We start from the raw sequence: 18401 nt of genomic DNA on the forward strand, positions 1-18401 counted from the left end.
CACCGACACTCGGACAGCATTTATTCCTGATGGTGCCATTCTTTTCGTTTTTAAGGGTATTTTGGATGTGATGGCTGATTAAACCAAAGGGGAAATTAATTGAACCTGAAGGCCCGGCAAGCAAGTTCATGGCGCGCACTATACCATTTTGCCATTACAGGGGATAAGCAATAGCATGGAAAAAACAGCACCTTAAGCCTCACCTTGGAGGGCATCACCGCTATAATGCCTTCCCGCACTTCAGGAACCGCCCTATGTCTGCATTCGATTATGTTAGCTCTGCCCTACGGACTATTCGCCTTGAAGCGGAAGCCGTTAGCGCATTGAGCGAACGCATTAATGGCAGCTTCACCAAGGCCTGCGAACTGATCATGGCCTGCAATGGCAGAGTAATAGTGACGGGCATGGGCAAGTCCGGTCACATTGGCAAAAAAATCGCAGCAACACTCGCCAGCACTGGCACTCCTGCGTTCTTTGTTCACCCAGGCGAAGCGAGCCATGGTGATTTGGGAATGATTACCCGGCAGGATGTTGTGCTCGCCATCTCTTATTCGGGCAGCTCCAATGAGGTTGTTACCCTGCTGCCGCTGTTAAAACGCGCCGGGGTAAAGATCATCAGCATGAGTGCCAATGCCCAATCGACGCTGGGCGAAGTTGCTGAGGTTAACTTGGATATCAGCGTTGTACACGAAGCCTGCCCGCTCGACTTGGCCCCCACCTCCAGCACTACCGCCACCTTGGTAATGGGCGATGCGCTTGCTATTGCCTTGCTGGAAGCACGTGGCTTTACGGCTGAGGATTTTGCTTTTTCACACCCGGGCGGCGCACTCGGGCGCAAATTATTACTGCGCCTCACGGATGTCATGCACTCTGGCAGCGACATCCCTCAAGTATCACCCGACACGCCATTGCTTGAAGCATTGATGGTGATGTCAGAGAAAGGCTTTGGCATGACAACAGTCATGAATAACAGCGGTGAACTGCTCGGTATCTTTACCGATGGCGACTTACGTCGCAGTATTGATCGCGGTGTAGATGTGCGCAGCGCCAAAACAGGCGAGCTAATGAATACCAACCCCCGCATGCTGCGCGAAAACACCCTGGCAGCCGAGGCACTGGCAGTCATGGAAGAGGCAAAAATTAACGTACTACTGATCAGCAACGAACAAAAACAGCTCGTTGGTGTCGTAAAAATCAATGACTTGTTGCGCGCCGGCATTATTTAATGCCGTCACTGCAAGCTGACCTGGAACAAAGCATGAATCCCGAATTACGCGAGCGCGCGGCGCAAATCAAACTTTTTTTATTGGATGTGGATGGTGTACTGACCGATGGTCGCCTCTATTTCAGCAATAGCGGCGAAGAGTTTAAATCCTTCAGCACACTGGATGGACAAGGCATCAAAGCACTCCAAAAGACTGGAGTGAAAGTCGGCATTATTACCGGCAGAACCAGCAACCTGGTTGCCAGACGCGCCAAGGATTTGGGTATCGAAATTCTGGTGCAGGGCCGCGAAGACAAGTGGGATGCACTGCAAGAAATACTGCAACAGCACAGCTATGCGCTGCATGAAATTGCCTTTATGGGTGATGACTGGCCAGACCTCACCGTCATGACACGGGTTGGATTGGCATTCACGGTAGCCAATGCCCATACCAGTGTCGCCCAACGCGCGCACTGGCAAAGTGCCGAGCGTGGTGGCGAAGGCGCCGTGCGTGCTGCTTGCGACTTGATTATGCAAGCACAAAATACATTTGATGCTGCCCTGAACACCTACCTCATTGGAAACAGCCACTGACACCATGACTCTTTTGCAGCGCGCCCAATACCTACATCAACACATTCCAGGCCCCTGGCTAATCGCTTTCGTCCTGCTAGTGTGCTTCTTTGCCTTTTCGCTCCGCCAAAAGGACGATCCGCAACCTGCCACCTACGATCCACGCGGCTTTCCCCAGTACTATATGAAGTCGGTAGAAACCCGCGAATATAATTTGGGTGGTCAGTTGCGCTACCAACTCACTACACCGCAAGTTACCCACTTTCAACTGCAATTGGATGCACCATCGGCGGAAGACTATACCCACATAGAACAACCCGTGATGCTATTCCTTGATGTCGATGGCGGTGCTCCCTGGCAGGTTACTGCCAATACCGGGCGCAGCGAATCCAATGGCCACTTGATTCGTTTGCTCGACGATGTATTGATTCAGCAACAAACCCACAGCAATGGTTTGGTTCGCATCACCACTACCGAACTTAACTTGCACACCAATACACAATTCGCGCAAACCGACAAAGCTGTTAACATGCGCAGCGCAAAAGGCCAGATGGATGCAATAGGAATGGAAGCCGATCTGGCAAAAAGTTGGCTGACGTTAAAGTCACAGGTTAAGGCTGCTTATGAACCACGCTAAAATTCCGCTCAACATATTTCCCCTACTTATCAGCCTGTTATGTGCCAGCACAGCGTGGGCATTGCCCACCGACAAACATGAAACCATTCGGGGCTCTGCTGATAACCTGACCGTCGACCAGAAAAATGGTGTGGCCACCTACACCGGCTCTGTTGAGATTCGCCAAGGCTCACTCATCATTAATGCCGACTCCATTATTATTCACACCAATGCCGAAGGTGGTGTGGAAAAAATGATCGCCACAGGTAGCCCGGCAAAATTCAAGCAGCAACCCGATGCTGAACAGGGGATTGTAACGGCGGCAGCCAAGCAAATTACCTACACCCCCAACAATGAACACCTGCTATTAATAGAGGATGCATCCGTTGAGCAAAATGGCGCCGTCATGAGCGGCCCCCACATAGATTACGATTTAGTGAAAGAAGTCATGAAGGCAGAAGGCGGCAGCATTAAAGGTGAAGGGCAGCGAATTGAAATTGTTATCCCCCCAAAAACTGCCAGACCAGCAGAGCCACAAGCTTCCTCATCCACTGCCACCGATAACTGATTCCTATGCCTAGTTTGCACGCACGCCACCTCGCCAAAAGCTACAAAAAACGCAAAGTCGTTATCGATGTATCAATCACCGTAGAAAGCGGTCACATTGTTGGCTTACTGGGCCCTAACGGCGCCGGAAAAACCACCTGCTTTTATATGATTGCCGGTCTGGTACCAGCGGACAATGGCAGCGTACTGATTGATGATCGCGATATTACCCAACTCCCCATCCATGGCCGCGCCCGCGCCGGAATTGGTTATTTGCCGCAGGAAGCTTCTATTTTTCGCAAACTCACCGTCGCCGATAACATTATGGCGATCCTCGAGACCCGCAAAGACCTGAGCCGCGAAACACGCCTTGAAAAACTGGAGGCACTACTCAATGAGTTTCATATCACCCACATTCGCGATAGCTTGGGCATGGCCCTCTCTGGCGGTGAACGCCGTCGCGTAGAAATTGCGCGCGCGCTGGCAACTGACCCCAAGTTCATCCTGCTTGATGAACCCTTCGCCGGGGTAGACCCCATTTCCGTAAATGACATCAAAGAGATTGTCCGACACCTCAAAGACCGCGGCATCGGCGTATTGATTACGGATCACAATGTGCGTGAAACCCTGGATATCTGCGAAACCGCCTACATAGTCAGCGAAGGTCATATTATTGCGGAGGGCGATGCTGATACTGTCCTCAGCAATAGCAAAGTCCGCGAGGTTTACCTGGGCGAACACTTCCGGCTGTGATGAAATCCCACCAACAAACAGCTTGACATTTAAGTTTCTTTATACTCTAGGCATAAAGCTTGCTTACAGATGTTGCTTGCGGCGCAAACCCTGACTAAACTCCACCTAACAGATGTTTTCCATCCCGCGTTATAAGGGTTTGTTGCTACAACAATGAAACAATCTCTCCAGCTTAAACTCGGCCAACAGCTGACAATGACCCCCCAATTGCAACAGGCAATTCGCCTTCTGCAACTGTCCACACTGGATCTACAACAGGAGATTCAGGAAGCCCTCGAATCCAACCCGATGCTTGAAGTTGAAGAGAGCTTTGACTCATCAGCCAGCAGCACCGATTACGAAGGCAGCGAACAAGACAAGATTGACTACACCCGCCAACAGGAAATTGCCGCTGAATCCGGCACCGACAATAGCGCGGACTTTAGCGCAAGCGATAACTTCTCCTCAGCGACCAGCGACAACTTCAACGAGCCCGGCTATAGCGAAACCGAAAGCTTTGGTGACAGCGAAGGCTTTACTGATGGGGAATCCTTTGGCGATAACGATGTCTATGGTGAAGGTGAGAGTTTTAGTGCCGACAGCGGCGACTGGAGCGATTCAATCCCCAGCGACCTGCCTGTAGACACCAGTTGGGACGATGTTTACCAAACCTCATCCACCGGAAATTCCAGCAATTACGACAACGAAGACAGTGACTTTGAAAGCCGTCGCGCAGTAACCGATTCACTCTACGATCACCTGATGTGGCAACTCAACCTGACACCCATGTCTGATCGCGACCGGGTTCTGGCTATGGCGATCATCGACGCAGTTGAGCCCAGCGGCATGCTTTCCATCACCCTTGAAGAAATATTTGAAGGCATGCGCGGTGATTTTGAAGAGCTGGAGCTGGATGAAGTTGAGGCCGTTCAACACCGCTTACAGCAGTTTGATCCCTGTGGCGTTTGCAGCCAGAATCTCTCGGAATGTTTATTGGTGCAACTGCAGCAATTCGACCCGAAAACACCTTTTTTGGATTCAGCAAAGCTGATCGCCAAACAGTATTTGCCCTTGCTGGGAAGCCGCGACTACCGTCAATTAATGCGGCGTACCAAATTGAAAGAGGCGGAATTAAGTCAGGCAATCGCTCTTATTCAAAGCCTGAACCCGCGCCCGGGCGATATTATCGCCAGTGGTGATACCGAATATGTAGTACCGGATGTATTTGTAGAAAAACGCGATGGCCGCTGGATTGTTGAACTGAACCCGGAGATAGCACCACGCCTGCGGATCAATTCCAACTACGCTTCCATGGTGAAGCGTGCCGATTCAAGTAGCGATAACACGTTTCTCAAAGATAACCTGCAAGAAGCCCGCTGGTTCCTGAAAAGTTTGCAGAGCCGCAATGAAACCCTACTCAAAGTAGCAAGCTGTATTGTGGAAAAACAACGTGGCTTTCTTGATTACGGCCCCGAGGCGATGAAACCACTGGTGCTGCACGATATTGCAGAAATTGTAGAGATGCACGAATCCACTATCTCGCGCGTGACTACCCAGAAATACATGCATACCCCACAGGGAATCTTCGAGCTGAAGTATTTTTTCTCCAGCCACGTGAGTACTGACAGTGGTGGCGAATGTTCCTCAACGGCAATTCGCGCCATCATCAAAAAATTGGTGAGCGCCGAGAACCCCAAAAAACCGTTGAGTGACAGCAAGATTACCGACCTGCTCGCCGAGCAGGGAATACAAGTAGCTCGTCGGACCATTGCGAAATATCGCGAATCGCTGAATATTCCGCCCTCCAACGAGCGTAAAACAATTTAATTCCTAGCCCTATAAATACGAAATTCGGAAGAAAAATCATGGATGAGCTGTTGGGTTGTGGTAACCACAACCATTTTGTTTCTATCGAGAGGAAGTATCTATGCAAATAAATATCAGTGGTCATCATCTGGAAGTTACCGATTCGCTAAGAGACTATGTCAGTAGCAAAATCGAGCGCTTAAGCCACCACCACGATCGCATTACCAGTACGCATGTCATCCTCTCTGTCGATAAATTAATTCAAAAAGCAGAAGCCACTATTCATGTCAGCGGTAAAGATTTATTTGCCGATGCTACCCATGAGGACTTGTATGCTGCGATTGATTCTCTGGCCGATAAATTGGATCGCCAACTGATTAAACACAAAGAGAAGATGCGCAGCCATCGTTAACCCACGCTATGCAGCGGCCCCAGTGGCCCGCTGCATTCAACATTGTGAGATTCCTGGTAATCACCCTAGCCATGCAAATTCAAACTCTTATCAGCCCTGGCCGCACGCTGTGTGGTATCGAAGGCGGCAGTAAAAAACGCGCCCTGGAACTATTGGCAAACGCCATTGCACAGGATGTCCCCGGTATTGATGCGGACGACTTGTTTCGCCGCCTGATTGGCCGCGAGCGCCTTGGCTCAACCGGTATTGGCCACGGTATTGCCATTCCCCATTGCCGGGTAGAGAACTGCAGCGGCACTATAGGCGCACTGATCACCTTGGTAGACCCGATAGACTTTGACGCCATAGATTCACAACCCGTTGATATTCTGTTTGCCATGCTGGTTCCCGAAGACGCGCATGACGAACACCTGCAAACACTTGCCGCGTTGGCGGGTGCACTCAACAATGCCGACTATCGCCAGCGCTTGCGCAATGCCGATAGCGATGCAGCGCTTTATCAAGCAGCGATAACCCCCTGACAGGTTAATAACATGCATCTGGTGATTGTGAGTGGGCTCTCGGGTTCAGGAAAAAGTACAGCGCTTCACGTCCTTGAGGATGTGGGGTTTAACTGTATTGATAACCTGCCAGTCAGCCTACTGCCTGCACTGGTGGCACAAATACAAATTCACAAGAATGATCAGCAGCGTTTTGCAATCGGCATTGATGTGCGCAATGCCTGGCAAGACCTGAGCATATTTCCGCAGATGATCAGCACGCTGAAAGAGGCTCACCTCCCCTTTCAGACCTTGTTTCTGGATTCACAACCCGCTGTACTGATCCAGCGCTTTAGCGAAACGCGCCGCAAGCACCCACTATCGGATAAGCATACTAGCCTTGAAGAATCCATCTCCGCTGAACAGCATCTGCTGGAGCCTATTCGCGACTGTGCCGATCAGGTGATTGATACCAGTCATCTGAATTTGCATGAATTGCGCGATCTGGTGAAAGAGCGGGTGGTAGGCCGTAGTGAATCCACCATGGCAATCCTGTTTGAATCCTTTGGCTTTAAACACGGTGTGCCCGTGAATGCCGACCTGGTATTTGATGCACGCTGCCTGCCCAATCCTCACTGGAAGCCCAATCTGCGCCCGCAGACGGGTCAAGATCAGGAAGTGATTGAGTTTCTGGAAGAGCAAGTTACAGTCAAGGAAATGTATGATGACATTGAACATTATCTGACGCGTTGGTTGCCGCGCTATCAAGCGAACAACCGCAGCTATATTACGATTGCTATAGGCTGTACGGGCGGGCAACACCGCTCGGTGTATCTGGCAGAACGCCTGCAGCGTCATTTCAATCAGAGTTTTAGCGATGTGCAGGTGCGCCATCGCGATATCAACAAACACAAAAAACACTAAACCATGCCAATCGAAACGCTCGACATCATTAACAAGCGTGGGCTTCACGCGCGCGCCGCCGCCAAGTTTGCCACCCTGGCTAACCAATTTCAGGCCAGCGTTCAGGCTCGTGTCGGTGAAGGCCTTTGGGCTGATGCCAAAAGTGTCATGTCATTAATGCTGCTTGCCGCCAGTTGTGGCAGCCGTTTGGAAGTCAGCACTGAAGGTGCTGATGCCGATGCCGCGATGAATGCCATCAAGACACTGATTGCCGATCGCTTTGATGAAGGCGAATAAATACTCTATTGTTAAGCCAAAGCGGTTGTAGCTACCGCCGTTGTGCACTAAGCTGCGCGACCTTTTACCCTATTTCCCTTTCTGTCGGTAATACGCTCCCTGGATACGTAAAACTGATGGCGACTCCTTGAGCAAAAACAGATATTCCTATGGTTTACAACTACGACGACATCAATCCCGATGACTACATCCTCAGCAAATCGCAAGTAAAACGCGATATGCACGCCCTGCAGGCACTGGGTGAGAGTCTCATCGATATGAATGAAAAGCAGCTCGCCAGCATCCCACTGAGCGAAGAAATGCTCGATGCGATCTACATCGCCCGCAAACTACCACCGAAAGAAGCTCGCCGCCGTCAGGTTCAATATATTGGCCGCTTGATGCGCGAAGGCAATCATGAGGAGATCAAAGCGGCAGTAGAGAAAATGCAAAACCGCAGCGATCAATACGTGCATCGTCAACACCAGATTGAGCGCTACCGCGACCTGTTAATTGAAGGTGATAAGCAGATATTCCAAACCCTGGTGACCTCCTGTCCGGGTATTGATGTACAGCATTTGCGCCAACTGATTCGCGCGGCCCAAAAAGAGCGCGAAGAAAACAAGCCGCCCGCCAATGCGCGCAAACTCTTTGGTTTTATTCGCGATCAGCTCGCCACGCAAGATTAAGCATATCTCTATGCACAATGAAAAAGCCCGGACATGATCCGGGCTTTTTCATTGTGGGCGACAGACAATCTCACTAGGGCGCATTTGCCGCATCAATGGCATCATTCACTTCCGCCGGGGACAAAATCTTGGGACCCGCAGGTGGCTGAGTGAAGGTATCACTGCTATTGATCAGCTTACTACTGTCGATACCAACTCCACTTCCCAAGGCATCTGCTACTGCTTTTTTGAGCACAATAATCGCAATGCGGCGATTAATCGGTTCATTGGGGCGATCAACCAAGAAGGGCGCTGCCGAACCCATGCCCTGCACAGTTGCCACCTTGGCCTCAGGGTATGTACCCTCCAATAAAGCACGCCGCGCAGCGTTGGCACGATCCGCAGAAAGCTCCCAGTTGGTATAGGTCGCCCCGGCCCCATAGGGGGTTGAGTCTGTATGCCCGGTAATACTGATTTTGTTCTGCACCTTATTCAGGATGGGTGCCAGCGCATGCAACACATCCACTGAGTAGGACTTAAGGTTTGCACTACCCACATCAAACATCGGGCGCTGATCCTTATCCACAATCTGGATACGCAGACCCAGTGCAGTGAAATCAATAAGAATTTGATCCTTGATTTGCTGGAACACAGAATCGAGGGCATTAATTTCTGTTTCCAACTGTTTCTTCAATTCTTCCAACTGCTGATTTTCGATGCGCTCCATCTCTTTCTTGAGTTGGTCCTCACTCATCTCTTGTTGATAGCCTGCATCTTCCTTATTGCTAGCAGTGGAGTCCTCACTGTCATCAGCGTCTGAACGCTGAATGGGGCGCTCCTGGCTAATCAAACCGAGATCTGCACCACCCTCGCCCACAACATAGGGGCTACCCGGGTCTTTGAAATAACCGGAAATAGCCTTTTTCTCTTCTGGCGAAGTGCTTCCCAGCAGCCACATCAACAAAAAGAATGCCATCATCGCCGTCATAAAGTCGGCCAATGCAACCTTCCAGGAGCCGCCATGATGACCATGGCCATGGCCCTTTTTCTTTTTGATAATAATGGGTTGCTGTGCTGAGTTCTTTTCCATAAACGCTCGACCTTACTTCTTGTTAGCGCGATATTGCTCTTCCAGCTCTTTAAAGCTGGGACGCACACTATGGAAAAGAACCTTGCGGCCAAACTCGACCGCGACTTGCGGTGGCACACCGTTCATGGAGGCTACCAATACTGCCTTAACGCATTCATAGGCACGACTTTCATCGCGCACTTTGCCTTGCAAATAGCTGGAAAAGGGGGCGATAAAGCCATAGGCAAACAAAATACCCAGCAGCGTTCCCACCAGTGCAGCCGCTACCGCTGCACCAATTTCTGCAGGCGGCCCACCAATTTTACCCATGGTGATAATAACCCCGAGAACCGCCGCCACAATACCAAAGCCGGGCAAGCCGTCTGCAGCATTCTGGATAGCACCGGGAACCACCGACGCCTCTTGATGATGACCATCAAGTTCCTGCTCCATGAGTGACTCCAACTCGTGCGGCGCCATATTACCCGCGACCATGATGCGCAAATAATCACAAATAAATTCAACGATATGGTGATCTTTGAGGATAGAGGGATAGTTGGCAAAAATGGGGCTGGAATCCGGCTCTTCGATATCGCCCTCAATCGCCATCAGGCCTTCGCGACGGGTTTTATTGAGGATGTCATAAAGCAGTGTCAGCAGTTCCAGATAAAACACCTTGTTGAACTTGGAGGGCGTCATTAACGACCCGCCTGACTTGATAACCCCGATGGTGACGGATAGCGGGTTACCAATGATCATCGCCCCAAACGATGCCCCACAAATAATCATCACCTCAATCGGTGACATGAGTGCCAAGGGGTTACCGCCATGTATTGCAAACCCGCCGATAACACAGCCGAGTACGACAATAATGCCCAGAATGATATTCACGCAAAAACTCCCATTGCAAAAGGCCGGCTTGCTACCAGGCGATAAGAAACTATTAACATAACCAAATCATTACAACGACAAGCTTAACAGTACCGTTTGAGTATAGGCAGCTTGAATTGAGGATCAAGACGGGAAAAAAATTTAATCGCTACAAAACCCAATACTATTTGAACGATCAGGGTGAAATGCCGGAATTAATCGTAGAATAGCGGCCATGCCTAGCCTACGGAGTCATTTACTATGAAAATTCAAGACCTACCTATTGCCACTCAAGAACAACTGGAAGCAGCGGCGTTTCGCCGCCTTGTCGCACACTTGGATAGCCGTAAAGATGTACAAAATATCGACCTGATGAATCTGGCAGGCTTTTGTCGCAATTGTTTAAGCAAATGGTATGTCGCTGCCGGCGCCGAGCGCGATATTACGCTGGACTATGAGGATGCGCGGGAGAGAATTTACGGCATGCCCTACAGCGACTGGAAAAACCAGTTCCAGGGTGAAGCCAGTGCAGCACAACTGTCGCAGTTTGCGCAAAAAACCAGCAGCACTGAATAATCTGATTTGTATAACCCGAATAGACCAGCCCTGTTATGGGCTGGCCTGAATAGACAACATCCGAATAGAGGATGCCCCTACTTTAATTGATAAGCAGTCACTGTATCTTTAAAGAAATTAGGTACAAACAAGTGTTTATTCGTTGGATCGTAACCAATATCCGCGGTATTGATCTTCTCTTCGCGCGAGTCGATCAAAAGCTCCAGACGACCATCGCCGTGAACGTAATAAACCAATCCCACCCAACAGCTGACAATAAATTCGCCGCGCTCAATCATCTCAATACCATCAATACCAGACTCAAATCCCTTGGCGATTACCAGACGATTTTTCTTGGCATCCACCAGCAGTAGCTCTTGACCGGCACCTACCACTAAATTGGAACCTAATGCTTTCAAGCCATTGGCACTGGTCACATTATCCAGATATAGCTCTACTTTGCCGTTTTGATAGCGGTGAACTTTATTGGTGCGGGTATCCGACACATACACAATACCCGATGAGTTCACGGTGACATCATTCAAAAATACGGAATCGGCAACCGGAATTTTTTCGATTACCTTTTCTTCCTCAATATCGATAATAACCAGCTCGGTAATATCTGCCACATAGAGGTGGTTTTTATAAAGCGCCATGCCTTTGGGAGCATTGAGCCCAGTGATCCACTCCTTATCGATTACTTCCCCTTCGGTAGTTAATTTGGCAATACCGCCTTTGCTATCAACAACATCACCTTGCCCATCAATCAGGGATACAAACAGATATGGAGATTTTTTATCCGCCACATAGAGTACCGACTCAGGCGTAGGTAAATCAGCAGTTTGCCACAGTGGTTCCAATTGTTTCGCAGCCTGTGCCGGAACACCCAGTAGTAGGCACAACGGCAATGAGAAGAGCATAAATAGCTTTTTCATGGATAAACCTCATTATGATTATGGGTAACACATAGGGGAGCATATGGAGATTCAATCCGGGCCGTCCGGACATCCACCCTCCCCTACTACCCCATGGTGCCCCGCAGATTCGAAGATCGCAAAATGTTTTACATATCCTTGCGCGTCAAGTGAGGGTGAAGTGGTGTGAGTGAAATGATTGCGCTTGGCGGGCCTAAGCTCTACCCTAGCGCTTTGCTGACTAACTGAACCTCTACCGCTTATGAAAACCAGTGTCGATAAACACGCACCTAAATCCAAAGCCACGATTAAAGACGTTGCCAAACTGGCGGGTGTCTCTTTCAAAACCGTATCGCGAGTGATTAATAAAGAAGGTACTGTGGGGCAAGAGCTGCAGGAAAAAGTCATGCAGGCCGTCAAAGCGTTGAACTATCAACCAAACTTATCGGCACGCTTACTGCGCGGTGCGGCGTCATCCATCGGCTTCATTTACGACAACCCCAACAGCAACTATGTGATCGATATGCAAAAAGGCATATTGGGTGAATGTCGCCGCCAGGGTTATGAACTGGTTATTCACCCTTGCGATTCTAAAGCGGAAGACATTATTGACGAAGTATTGAACATGGTAGATCGCAGTCAGGTAGGCGGCCTGGTGCTCACGCCACCCATGTCAGAAATGCCTGAGGTACTATCAGCGCTCAGTAAACGTAAAATTCCGTTTGTGCGTATTCTCTCCGGCTCACAACCACCGGATAAAAAAGGCCCCTGTATTTTTATCGATGACCGCACTGCCGCGCACAAAATTACCCAGTATTTAATCGACTTAGGGCACAAGTCCATCGCCTTTTTAGGCGGTGAAGAGGCACACAAATCCAGCATTGAACGTTTGGAAGGCTATAAAGCAGCACTCAAAGCAAACAAAATTCCACTCGACAAAAAGTTGATTATTCCAGGCGAATACTCCTTCGAATCCGGAGTAAAACGCACACGCCAATTACTGGCATCCAATTTAAAACCGACAGCCGTATTTGCGTGTAACGACGAAATCGCGGCGGGCACTTTATTTGCCGCACGTATTCAAGGGGTGGAAGTTCCACAACAACTGTCTATTGTCGGCTTTGAAGACAGCCCCTTCTCTCGTCAAGCATGGCCCAACCTGACAACAGCGCAACAACCGAATACTACGATTGCTGAGCGCGCCACCGGATTGTTAATTGATACTATTCGCGCGCATCGCGATGTAGAAAGCGAAGGTTTTTACCCACAATTAATTGTGCGCGACTCAACCTGCCCAGCGCCGTCAAAGCGTTAAGCAAACAATAAAAAATCGCCCAACAAAAAAAGCCCGCACAATTAAATTGTGCGGGCTTTTTAGTGAGTGGCAAATGAGTAAATACAATTACTCATTACACATTCGTTTACTCAATTTTGCGGATGGTGTTGTTTTCGGTATCTGTCACAAACAATGAAAAACCGTCTGTGGTGATGCCAGTTGGATTATTGAACTGCGCTGCTGTGCCTACGCCGTCGGCACTGCCTATTGACCCACGCCCCGCCAAGCTAGTCACCACGCCCGTGGCGATTTCGATTTTGCGGATTGTATTACTGCCTGTATCAGCAACATAAAGGTGAGTACCATCGGTGGTGATACCTTGAGGGTTGGCGAAACTCGCCGCTGCGCCTGTGCCATCAACACTGCCGAATGAACCACTACCCGCCAGCGTAGTGACCACACCCGTCGCTATTTCGACTTTGCGGATTTTATAATTATTAGTATCGGTAACATAAAGGTGAGTACCGTCGGTGGTGATACCTTGAGGAGAATAGAAGCTCGCCGCAGAGCCTGTGCCATCAACACTGCCGTTTGCACCACTCCCCGCCAGTGTAGTGACCACGCCGGTCGCTATTACGATCTTGCGGATTTTACGATTGTATTTATCTGCAACATAAAGGTGAGTACCATCGGTGGTGATGCCGCTCGGCTCGTAGAAACTCGCCGCTGCGCCTGTGCCATCGGCACTGCCTCGTGAACCACCCGCCAACGTAGTCACCACGCCGGTCGCTATTTCAATTTTGCGGATTTTATGATTACCCTTATCAGCAACAAACAAGTAAGTTCCATCGGTGGCAATGCCGGACGGATTGTAAAAACTCGCCACCACACCTGTGCCATCTTCACCACCTTGTGAACCACTTCCAGCAAGCGTAGCGACTACACCTGTCGCTATCTCGGCTTTGCGGATTTTATGACTACCTTTGTCAGCAATATAAAAGTAAGTGCCATCGGTAGCAATGCCGGACGGTTCATGGAAATTCGCAGCTGCACCTGTACCATCAGAGCTATCCAGTTGACGGCCGGCTAGAGTGGTAACAACGCCTGTTGCTATTTCGATTTTACGAATTTCATGATTCGAACTATCTGCAACATAAAGATGAGCACCATCGATGGTGATGCCAGCCGGCCGAGAGAAGCTAGCTGCTGCGCCTGTACCATCAATACTGCCGCTTGAACCACTACCAGCCAGCGTAGTAACCGTACCCGTAGCCATATCGATTTTGCTGATTTTGTGATTGGAAGGTCCGGTAACATAAAGGTGGGAACCATCGGTAGTAATACCTCTTGGTTTGTTAATACCTGCAACTGTAGTGACGGCACGAGTCACTAAATCAATTTTGCGAATTTTATCATTATTGGTATCTGCAACATAAAGGTGAGTACCATCAATGACGATGTCGTTCGGAGTCCAGAAGCCTGCGCGAGTGCCTATGCCATCGACAGCTTTACCCCAACCTCCACTGCCAGCGAGCGTTGTGACGATATTCGTCGCCATATCGATTTTGCGAATTGTATGACGGTAAGAATCGGCAACATAAAGATAAATACCATCAGTGGCTATGCCTGTGGGAAAGAAAAACACACCCGCAGCGAGCGTAGTGGCTATACCTGTCGCTATCTCGATTTTGCGGATTTTATAACTGCCATAATCTGTGACATATAGGTAATTGCCATTGATAGTAATACCTTTCGGCTCATCGAAACCCGCCGCAATGCCTGTGCCATCAGCGTCACCACGTAAACCACTGCCAGCAAGAGTAGTGACTAACCCCGTCGCTATCTCGATTTTGCGAATTTTATGATTGTCAGCATCAGCAACATATAGGTAAGTACCATCGCTTACAGAACCAGTTGGGAATCTAAACTTAGCCGCAGCACCTATGCCATCAGCACCCGGTGGTGTTCCTGCAAAAGTTGTCACCACCCCCGTCATATTGAGTGGGGTTAGCTGAATAGCAGTTGTGGTTACTAAGAATGGGCGGGTAATACCACCGATCGTAATATCAGCCTGCATCTCAGTTTCAATAGTCGCTGCACTCGTTAATTTAACTGCGACAGTTTGACCATTACTTACCGTACCATCCGCACTCGTAAAAGCGCCGCCGTCAATAGAATATTCACCATTCTCAACACTAATGGGCACAGCGGTATTGATGCCTAAAATGGTGACCACCGCAGAAATAACGGCTTGATTCAGCGGGGCACCAGTGACGGAGGGGAAGCTAAACGAATCGGGAGTGGTATCGGGCAATTCGGTAGTAACACTAAAAGTCTGCGCTACTCCACCAACGGTCAAGGTAGCTTGTGTCGTAGTGCTCGGAGTTACAGATGTGGTGAGACTAACCACTACCGTTTGGCCATTAGTGACGGTTCCGGTGGCACTGGTTGCGGTACCGCCAGCAATGGAGTACTCACCACCCGTGATGCTGATAGGTGCTGCCGTATTAATACCGGAAATAGTCACTGCTGTTGAACTGATAGTGGCGTTCAGGGCCGCGCCGGTAACAGCGGTAAAACTAAACGCATTGGGGATAATATCGGGCAACTCGGTAGTAACACTGAAAGTCTGCGTCACTCCACCAACGATCAAGGTTGCTTGAGTCGTCGCACCTAATGTAGTTGCTGTGGTGAGGCTAACTACTACGGTTTGACCATTGGTTACTATTCCGGCAGCGCTCGTAAAAACACCACCATCTATGGAATATTCACCATTGGCAATGCTAATGGGCGCAGCTGTATTGATGCCTGAAATAGTGATAGTTGCCGAAGTGATGTTCGCATTCAATGCAGCTCCGGTGACGGCGGGGAAGCTAAACGAATCTGGCGTAGTGTCGACAGGAGCAACTACAGCGCTACTTGTCGAGCTGCTAGAGGAATTGCCCAGCGAACCCATACTGGAAGCGCCTTGGAAACTGCTCAGCGAACTGCCGATTGCGGAATTGCCGGGCGAACTAACGCTGGAACTATTTAGGAAGCTACTCAGCAAACTACTACTTGAATTGCTTACCGGGCTGGAACTAGGGGGAACCGGGTCAGGTTTTTTACCGCCACCTCCGCCACCACAAGCAGCCAATGTACTGACGAGACCTAGAATAAAAAACTTACGCATACTGATTTGAAATAGAGAACTTATCCACATGTCAATTATGATCCTTGAATGATACGGGTAAAAACGGTGCAACATAGTGCGGCGGCATGATATTACAGATCGTTTTTTAATGCCGAAACATCGTCAAAAAATGAGTACTGCACCTAAAAAACGCTACTTTTTACTGATACCTGATTTATGGCTATAAGAGCACTCCGCGTTTTAAATAAAAAAAGGCCGACTTGTAAACAAGCCGACCTTTTTTATTTAAGGTAAGAGCACTAAATAATCAGGTGCGTCCTAAACGCTCAAGCAGTTTCTGATTTTCCGCTTCGATATGCTTATAAAAATCCACATCCGATAAGTGTGATGCAGCGGCCTCATCGATCACTAGCACCACTTGCTCATGCAGCTGCAACGCTGATGCTGGGCACGCTGCCGTTAAGGGACCTTCTACAGTGGCTTTGATCGCCTCGGCCTTGTTTTCACCCGTTGCTAACAGCACGACTTTTTTCGATTCCAGAATAGTGCCTATACCCATAGTGATGGATAAATGCGGCTGGTATTCATCTGGCCCAAAAAAGCGCGCATTATCCTCAATGGTAGCGCGGGTCAGGGTTTTTACCCTGGTGCGAGATTTCAACGACGATGAAGGTTCATTAAACCCGATATGCCCATTGCGCCCAATGCCAAGCAACTGGATATCAATGCCGCCTTTTTGTTTGATATTTTTTTCATACGCCTCACAGGCAGCAAAAGGATCTTCTGCATCACCTGCAGGTACATGGGTTTGTGTTTTATCGATATCCACATGGTCAAACAATTGTTGATTCATAAAATAGCGATAACTTTGGGGATGGGTTGATGGCAACCCCAGGTATTCATCCAGATTAAAACTACTCACATTTTTAAATGAAACGCGGCCAGTTTCATAAGCGGCAATTAACTCTTTATACAGTGCAACCGGTGTTGAGCCTGTTGCCAGGCCCAACACAGAATCAGGTTTTTGATTAATATGGTTGATAAAAATATCCGCGCCATAACGTGCAACAGCAGCGGCGTCTTTCAAAATAACAACTTTCATTGAACACTCCGGTGAGTGGTATTAACTAACCATTAAATATGTAGCGCTAGAGCCGGGTAGCAGTTTCTATTTATCAAATATGCGTGCAAGGCTGACCGGCCACCCAGGTGTGGGTTACACGGTAGTCATCAGTAAAATGTACTAAATCCGCACGATAACCACTGACAATACGCCCCAAATAATTATCTGCCTGCATAAACTGGGCGGGGTAAAGTGATGCCATACGCAGGCTCTCTGCCAATTCCACACCAACCCAATTGGTATTTAAACGCACCGCATCAATCATACCGATGGCACTACCGGCCAAACGCCCTTCTGCGTTCACCAAGCAGCCGTCTTTTTCATAAATAGTTTCACCATAAATTTGGAAAGATTTTTCTGGTGAGCCAACGGTCGACATAGCATCCGTTACTAAATACATTTTGCCTTTGGGTTTTGCAGCATAAGCAATACGCGCGGACGCGGCGTGTACATGGTATGTATCAATAATAATACCGCACCAACTATTGCCATCCTCCAGCGCCGCGCCGACTACGCCAGGCTCACGCCCAGTTGTAGGTCGCATGGCGTTATACAAATGGGTAAACCCACTCAACCCTTCGTTGAGGGCTGCAGTAACATCTTCATAATGACCATCCGTGTGGCCAGCACAAACCACCACGCCGGCTGATGTTAATTGTTTGATTTGACCGGGTGCCGCATGTTCCGGCGCAAGTGTGAGCATCACTTTAAAATCATGCTGCGCCTTTACCGAAGCCACCAACCAATCAATATCGGCTTGCTCCATGGTGCGGATGTAGCGCTCATTGTGCGCCCCACGGCGCGCCATATCAAAAAATGGACCTTCTACATGAACACCCAACACCCCTTTGATCCCTGTCGCCACTGCATCTGCAACGGCTTTTACACCAGCTTGATGCACTTCACGCGTATCGCTAATCAAAGTAGGTAATAATGAGGTTGTTCCGGTTGGGCGATGACCATCCAGCATAGTTTGGATCGCACTTACACTGGTATCGTTGGTAAAAAATGCTCCGCCACCGCCATTCACTTGCAGGTCAATAAACCCCGGCGCCAGCACACCGCCCGCTAAAGGTGTTTGGAGAATTGATGAATCCAATTGTGCACGCGGCACTAGCGCTTCAATTTTTTCACCGGCAATCACCAGCGCATAATTATCCAGAAATTCTTCGCCGGTAAAAATGCGCGCACCGACCAGAGCTTGTTTCATAAAAATACCTGTAAGACGTTTTACACCCAAGGTGAA

At 49.2% G+C, this 18401-nt stretch carries 19 protein-coding genes; 13 read left to right on the forward strand and 6 right to left on the reverse strand.

Going from position 1 to position 18401, the window contains the following annotated elements; translation table 11 throughout:
- The first annotated feature begins 254 nt into the window (after positions 1-254).
- The 11 genes from B0D95_RS09365 to yjgA all read left to right on the forward strand — a co-directional run bounded on the left by B0D95_RS09365 (position 255) and on the right by yjgA (position 8236).
- Positions 255-1226 carry a KpsF/GutQ family sugar-phosphate isomerase gene (locus B0D95_RS09365; protein ID WP_078043658.1) on the forward strand — a complete coding sequence of 324 codons (972 nt, stop codon included), beginning with the start codon at positions 255-257 and terminating at the stop codon, positions 1224-1226.
- Positions 1227-1258: 32 nt separating this feature from the next.
- The gene (locus tag B0D95_RS09370; RefSeq protein ID WP_078045689.1) at positions 1259-1798 is read left to right on the forward strand and encodes an HAD family hydrolase; all 540 of its coding nucleotides are present in this window, start codon (positions 1259-1261) and stop codon (positions 1796-1798) included.
- Positions 1799-1802: 4 nt separating this feature from the next.
- Complete coding sequence (gene lptC / locus B0D95_RS09375; RefSeq protein WP_078043659.1) at positions 1803-2414, forward strand: LPS export ABC transporter periplasmic protein LptC; 612 nt, start codon at positions 1803-1805, stop codon at positions 2412-2414.
- On the forward strand, positions 2401-2961 hold the full coding sequence (lptA, locus tag B0D95_RS09380; protein WP_078043660.1) for a lipopolysaccharide transport periplasmic protein LptA: 561 nt from the start codon (positions 2401-2403) through the stop codon (positions 2959-2961). Before lptC ends, lptA begins: the two co-directional genes overlap by 14 nt.
- Positions 2962-2966: 5 nt before the next feature.
- Positions 2967-3692, forward strand: coding sequence for an LPS export ABC transporter ATP-binding protein (gene lptB, locus B0D95_RS09385; RefSeq protein ID WP_078043661.1), 726 nt, complete (start codon positions 2967-2969; stop codon positions 3690-3692).
- A 153-nt stretch (positions 3693-3845) separates the two neighbouring features.
- Positions 3846-5498, forward strand: a complete 1653-nt coding sequence (locus B0D95_RS09390) for an RNA polymerase factor sigma-54 (protein ID WP_078043662.1) — start codon at positions 3846-3848, stop codon at positions 5496-5498.
- 100 nt (positions 5499-5598) lie between these two features.
- Positions 5599-5889, forward strand: coding sequence for a ribosome hibernation-promoting factor, HPF/YfiA family (gene hpf / locus B0D95_RS09395; RefSeq protein ID WP_078043663.1), 291 nt, complete (start codon positions 5599-5601; stop codon positions 5887-5889).
- Between the two features lie 71 nt (positions 5890-5960).
- Positions 5961-6410 carry a PTS IIA-like nitrogen regulatory protein PtsN gene (gene ptsN / locus B0D95_RS09400; protein WP_078045690.1) on the forward strand — a complete coding sequence of 150 codons (450 nt, stop codon included), beginning with the start codon at positions 5961-5963 and terminating at the stop codon, positions 6408-6410.
- A gap of 12 nt (positions 6411-6422) precedes the next feature.
- Positions 6423-7292 (forward strand): RNase adapter RapZ, encoded by an 870-nt coding sequence (gene rapZ / locus B0D95_RS09405; protein ID WP_078043664.1) that lies wholly within the window; start codon positions 6423-6425, stop codon positions 7290-7292.
- Between the two features lie 3 nt (positions 7293-7295).
- On the forward strand, positions 7296-7568 hold the full coding sequence (locus B0D95_RS09410) for an HPr family phosphocarrier protein (RefSeq protein ID WP_078043665.1): 273 nt from the start codon (positions 7296-7298) through the stop codon (positions 7566-7568).
- Positions 7569-7717: 149 nt separating this feature from the next.
- The gene (yjgA, locus tag B0D95_RS09415; RefSeq protein WP_078043666.1) at positions 7718-8236 is read left to right on the forward strand and encodes a ribosome biogenesis factor YjgA; all 519 of its coding nucleotides are present in this window, start codon (positions 7718-7720) and stop codon (positions 8234-8236) included.
- Positions 8237-8309: 73 nt separating this feature from the next.
- Here the strand turns inward: yjgA and motB are convergent, their stop codons facing one another.
- A complete protein-coding gene (gene motB, locus B0D95_RS09420) occupies positions 8310-9305 on the reverse strand; it encodes a flagellar motor protein MotB (protein ID WP_078043667.1) in 996 nt (331 codons plus the stop codon).
- Between the two features lie 12 nt (positions 9306-9317).
- Positions 9318-10175 carry a flagellar motor stator protein MotA gene (gene motA, locus B0D95_RS09425; protein WP_078043668.1) on the reverse strand — a complete coding sequence of 286 codons (858 nt, stop codon included), beginning with the start codon at positions 10173-10175 and terminating at the stop codon, positions 9318-9320.
- A 240-nt stretch (positions 10176-10415) separates the two neighbouring features.
- Here motA and B0D95_RS09430 point away from each other — a divergent pair, with 240 nt between their 5' ends.
- A complete protein-coding gene (locus B0D95_RS09430) occupies positions 10416-10730 on the forward strand; it encodes a DUF1244 domain-containing protein (protein WP_078043669.1) in 315 nt (104 codons plus the stop codon).
- Between the two features lie 77 nt (positions 10731-10807).
- Here B0D95_RS09430 and B0D95_RS09435 read toward each other — a convergent pair whose 3' ends face one another.
- A complete protein-coding gene (locus B0D95_RS09435; protein ID WP_078043670.1) occupies positions 10808-11644 on the reverse strand; it encodes an SMP-30/gluconolactonase/LRE family protein in 837 nt (278 codons plus the stop codon).
- Between the two features lie 241 nt (positions 11645-11885).
- On the opposite strand from B0D95_RS09435, the gene B0D95_RS09440 reads away from it, so the two are divergent.
- Positions 11886-12938 carry a LacI family DNA-binding transcriptional regulator gene (locus tag B0D95_RS09440; protein WP_078043671.1) on the forward strand — a complete coding sequence of 351 codons (1053 nt, stop codon included), beginning with the start codon at positions 11886-11888 and terminating at the stop codon, positions 12936-12938.
- 106 nt (positions 12939-13044) lie between these two features.
- Here B0D95_RS09440 and B0D95_RS20645 read toward each other — a convergent pair whose 3' ends face one another.
- The 3 genes from B0D95_RS20645 to nagA all read right to left on the reverse strand — a co-directional run bounded on the left by B0D95_RS20645 (position 13045) and on the right by nagA (position 18365).
- Positions 13045-16101, reverse strand: coding sequence for a hypothetical protein (locus B0D95_RS20645; RefSeq protein WP_210403701.1), 3057 nt, complete (start codon positions 16099-16101; stop codon positions 13045-13047).
- Positions 16102-16339: 238 nt separating this feature from the next.
- Entirely contained in the window at positions 16340-17134 is a 795-nt protein-coding gene (nagB, locus tag B0D95_RS09455) for a glucosamine-6-phosphate deaminase (RefSeq protein ID WP_078043673.1), read from the reverse strand.
- Between the two features lie 73 nt (positions 17135-17207).
- The gene (gene nagA, locus B0D95_RS09460; protein ID WP_078043674.1) at positions 17208-18365 is read right to left on the reverse strand and encodes an N-acetylglucosamine-6-phosphate deacetylase; all 1158 of its coding nucleotides are present in this window, start codon (positions 18363-18365) and stop codon (positions 17208-17210) included.
- Positions 18366-18401 lie beyond the last annotated feature (36 nt).

Source organism: Cellvibrio sp. PSBB023 (assembly GCF_002007605.1).
Taxonomy (GTDB): domain Bacteria; phylum Pseudomonadota; class Gammaproteobacteria; order Pseudomonadales; family Cellvibrionaceae; genus Cellvibrio.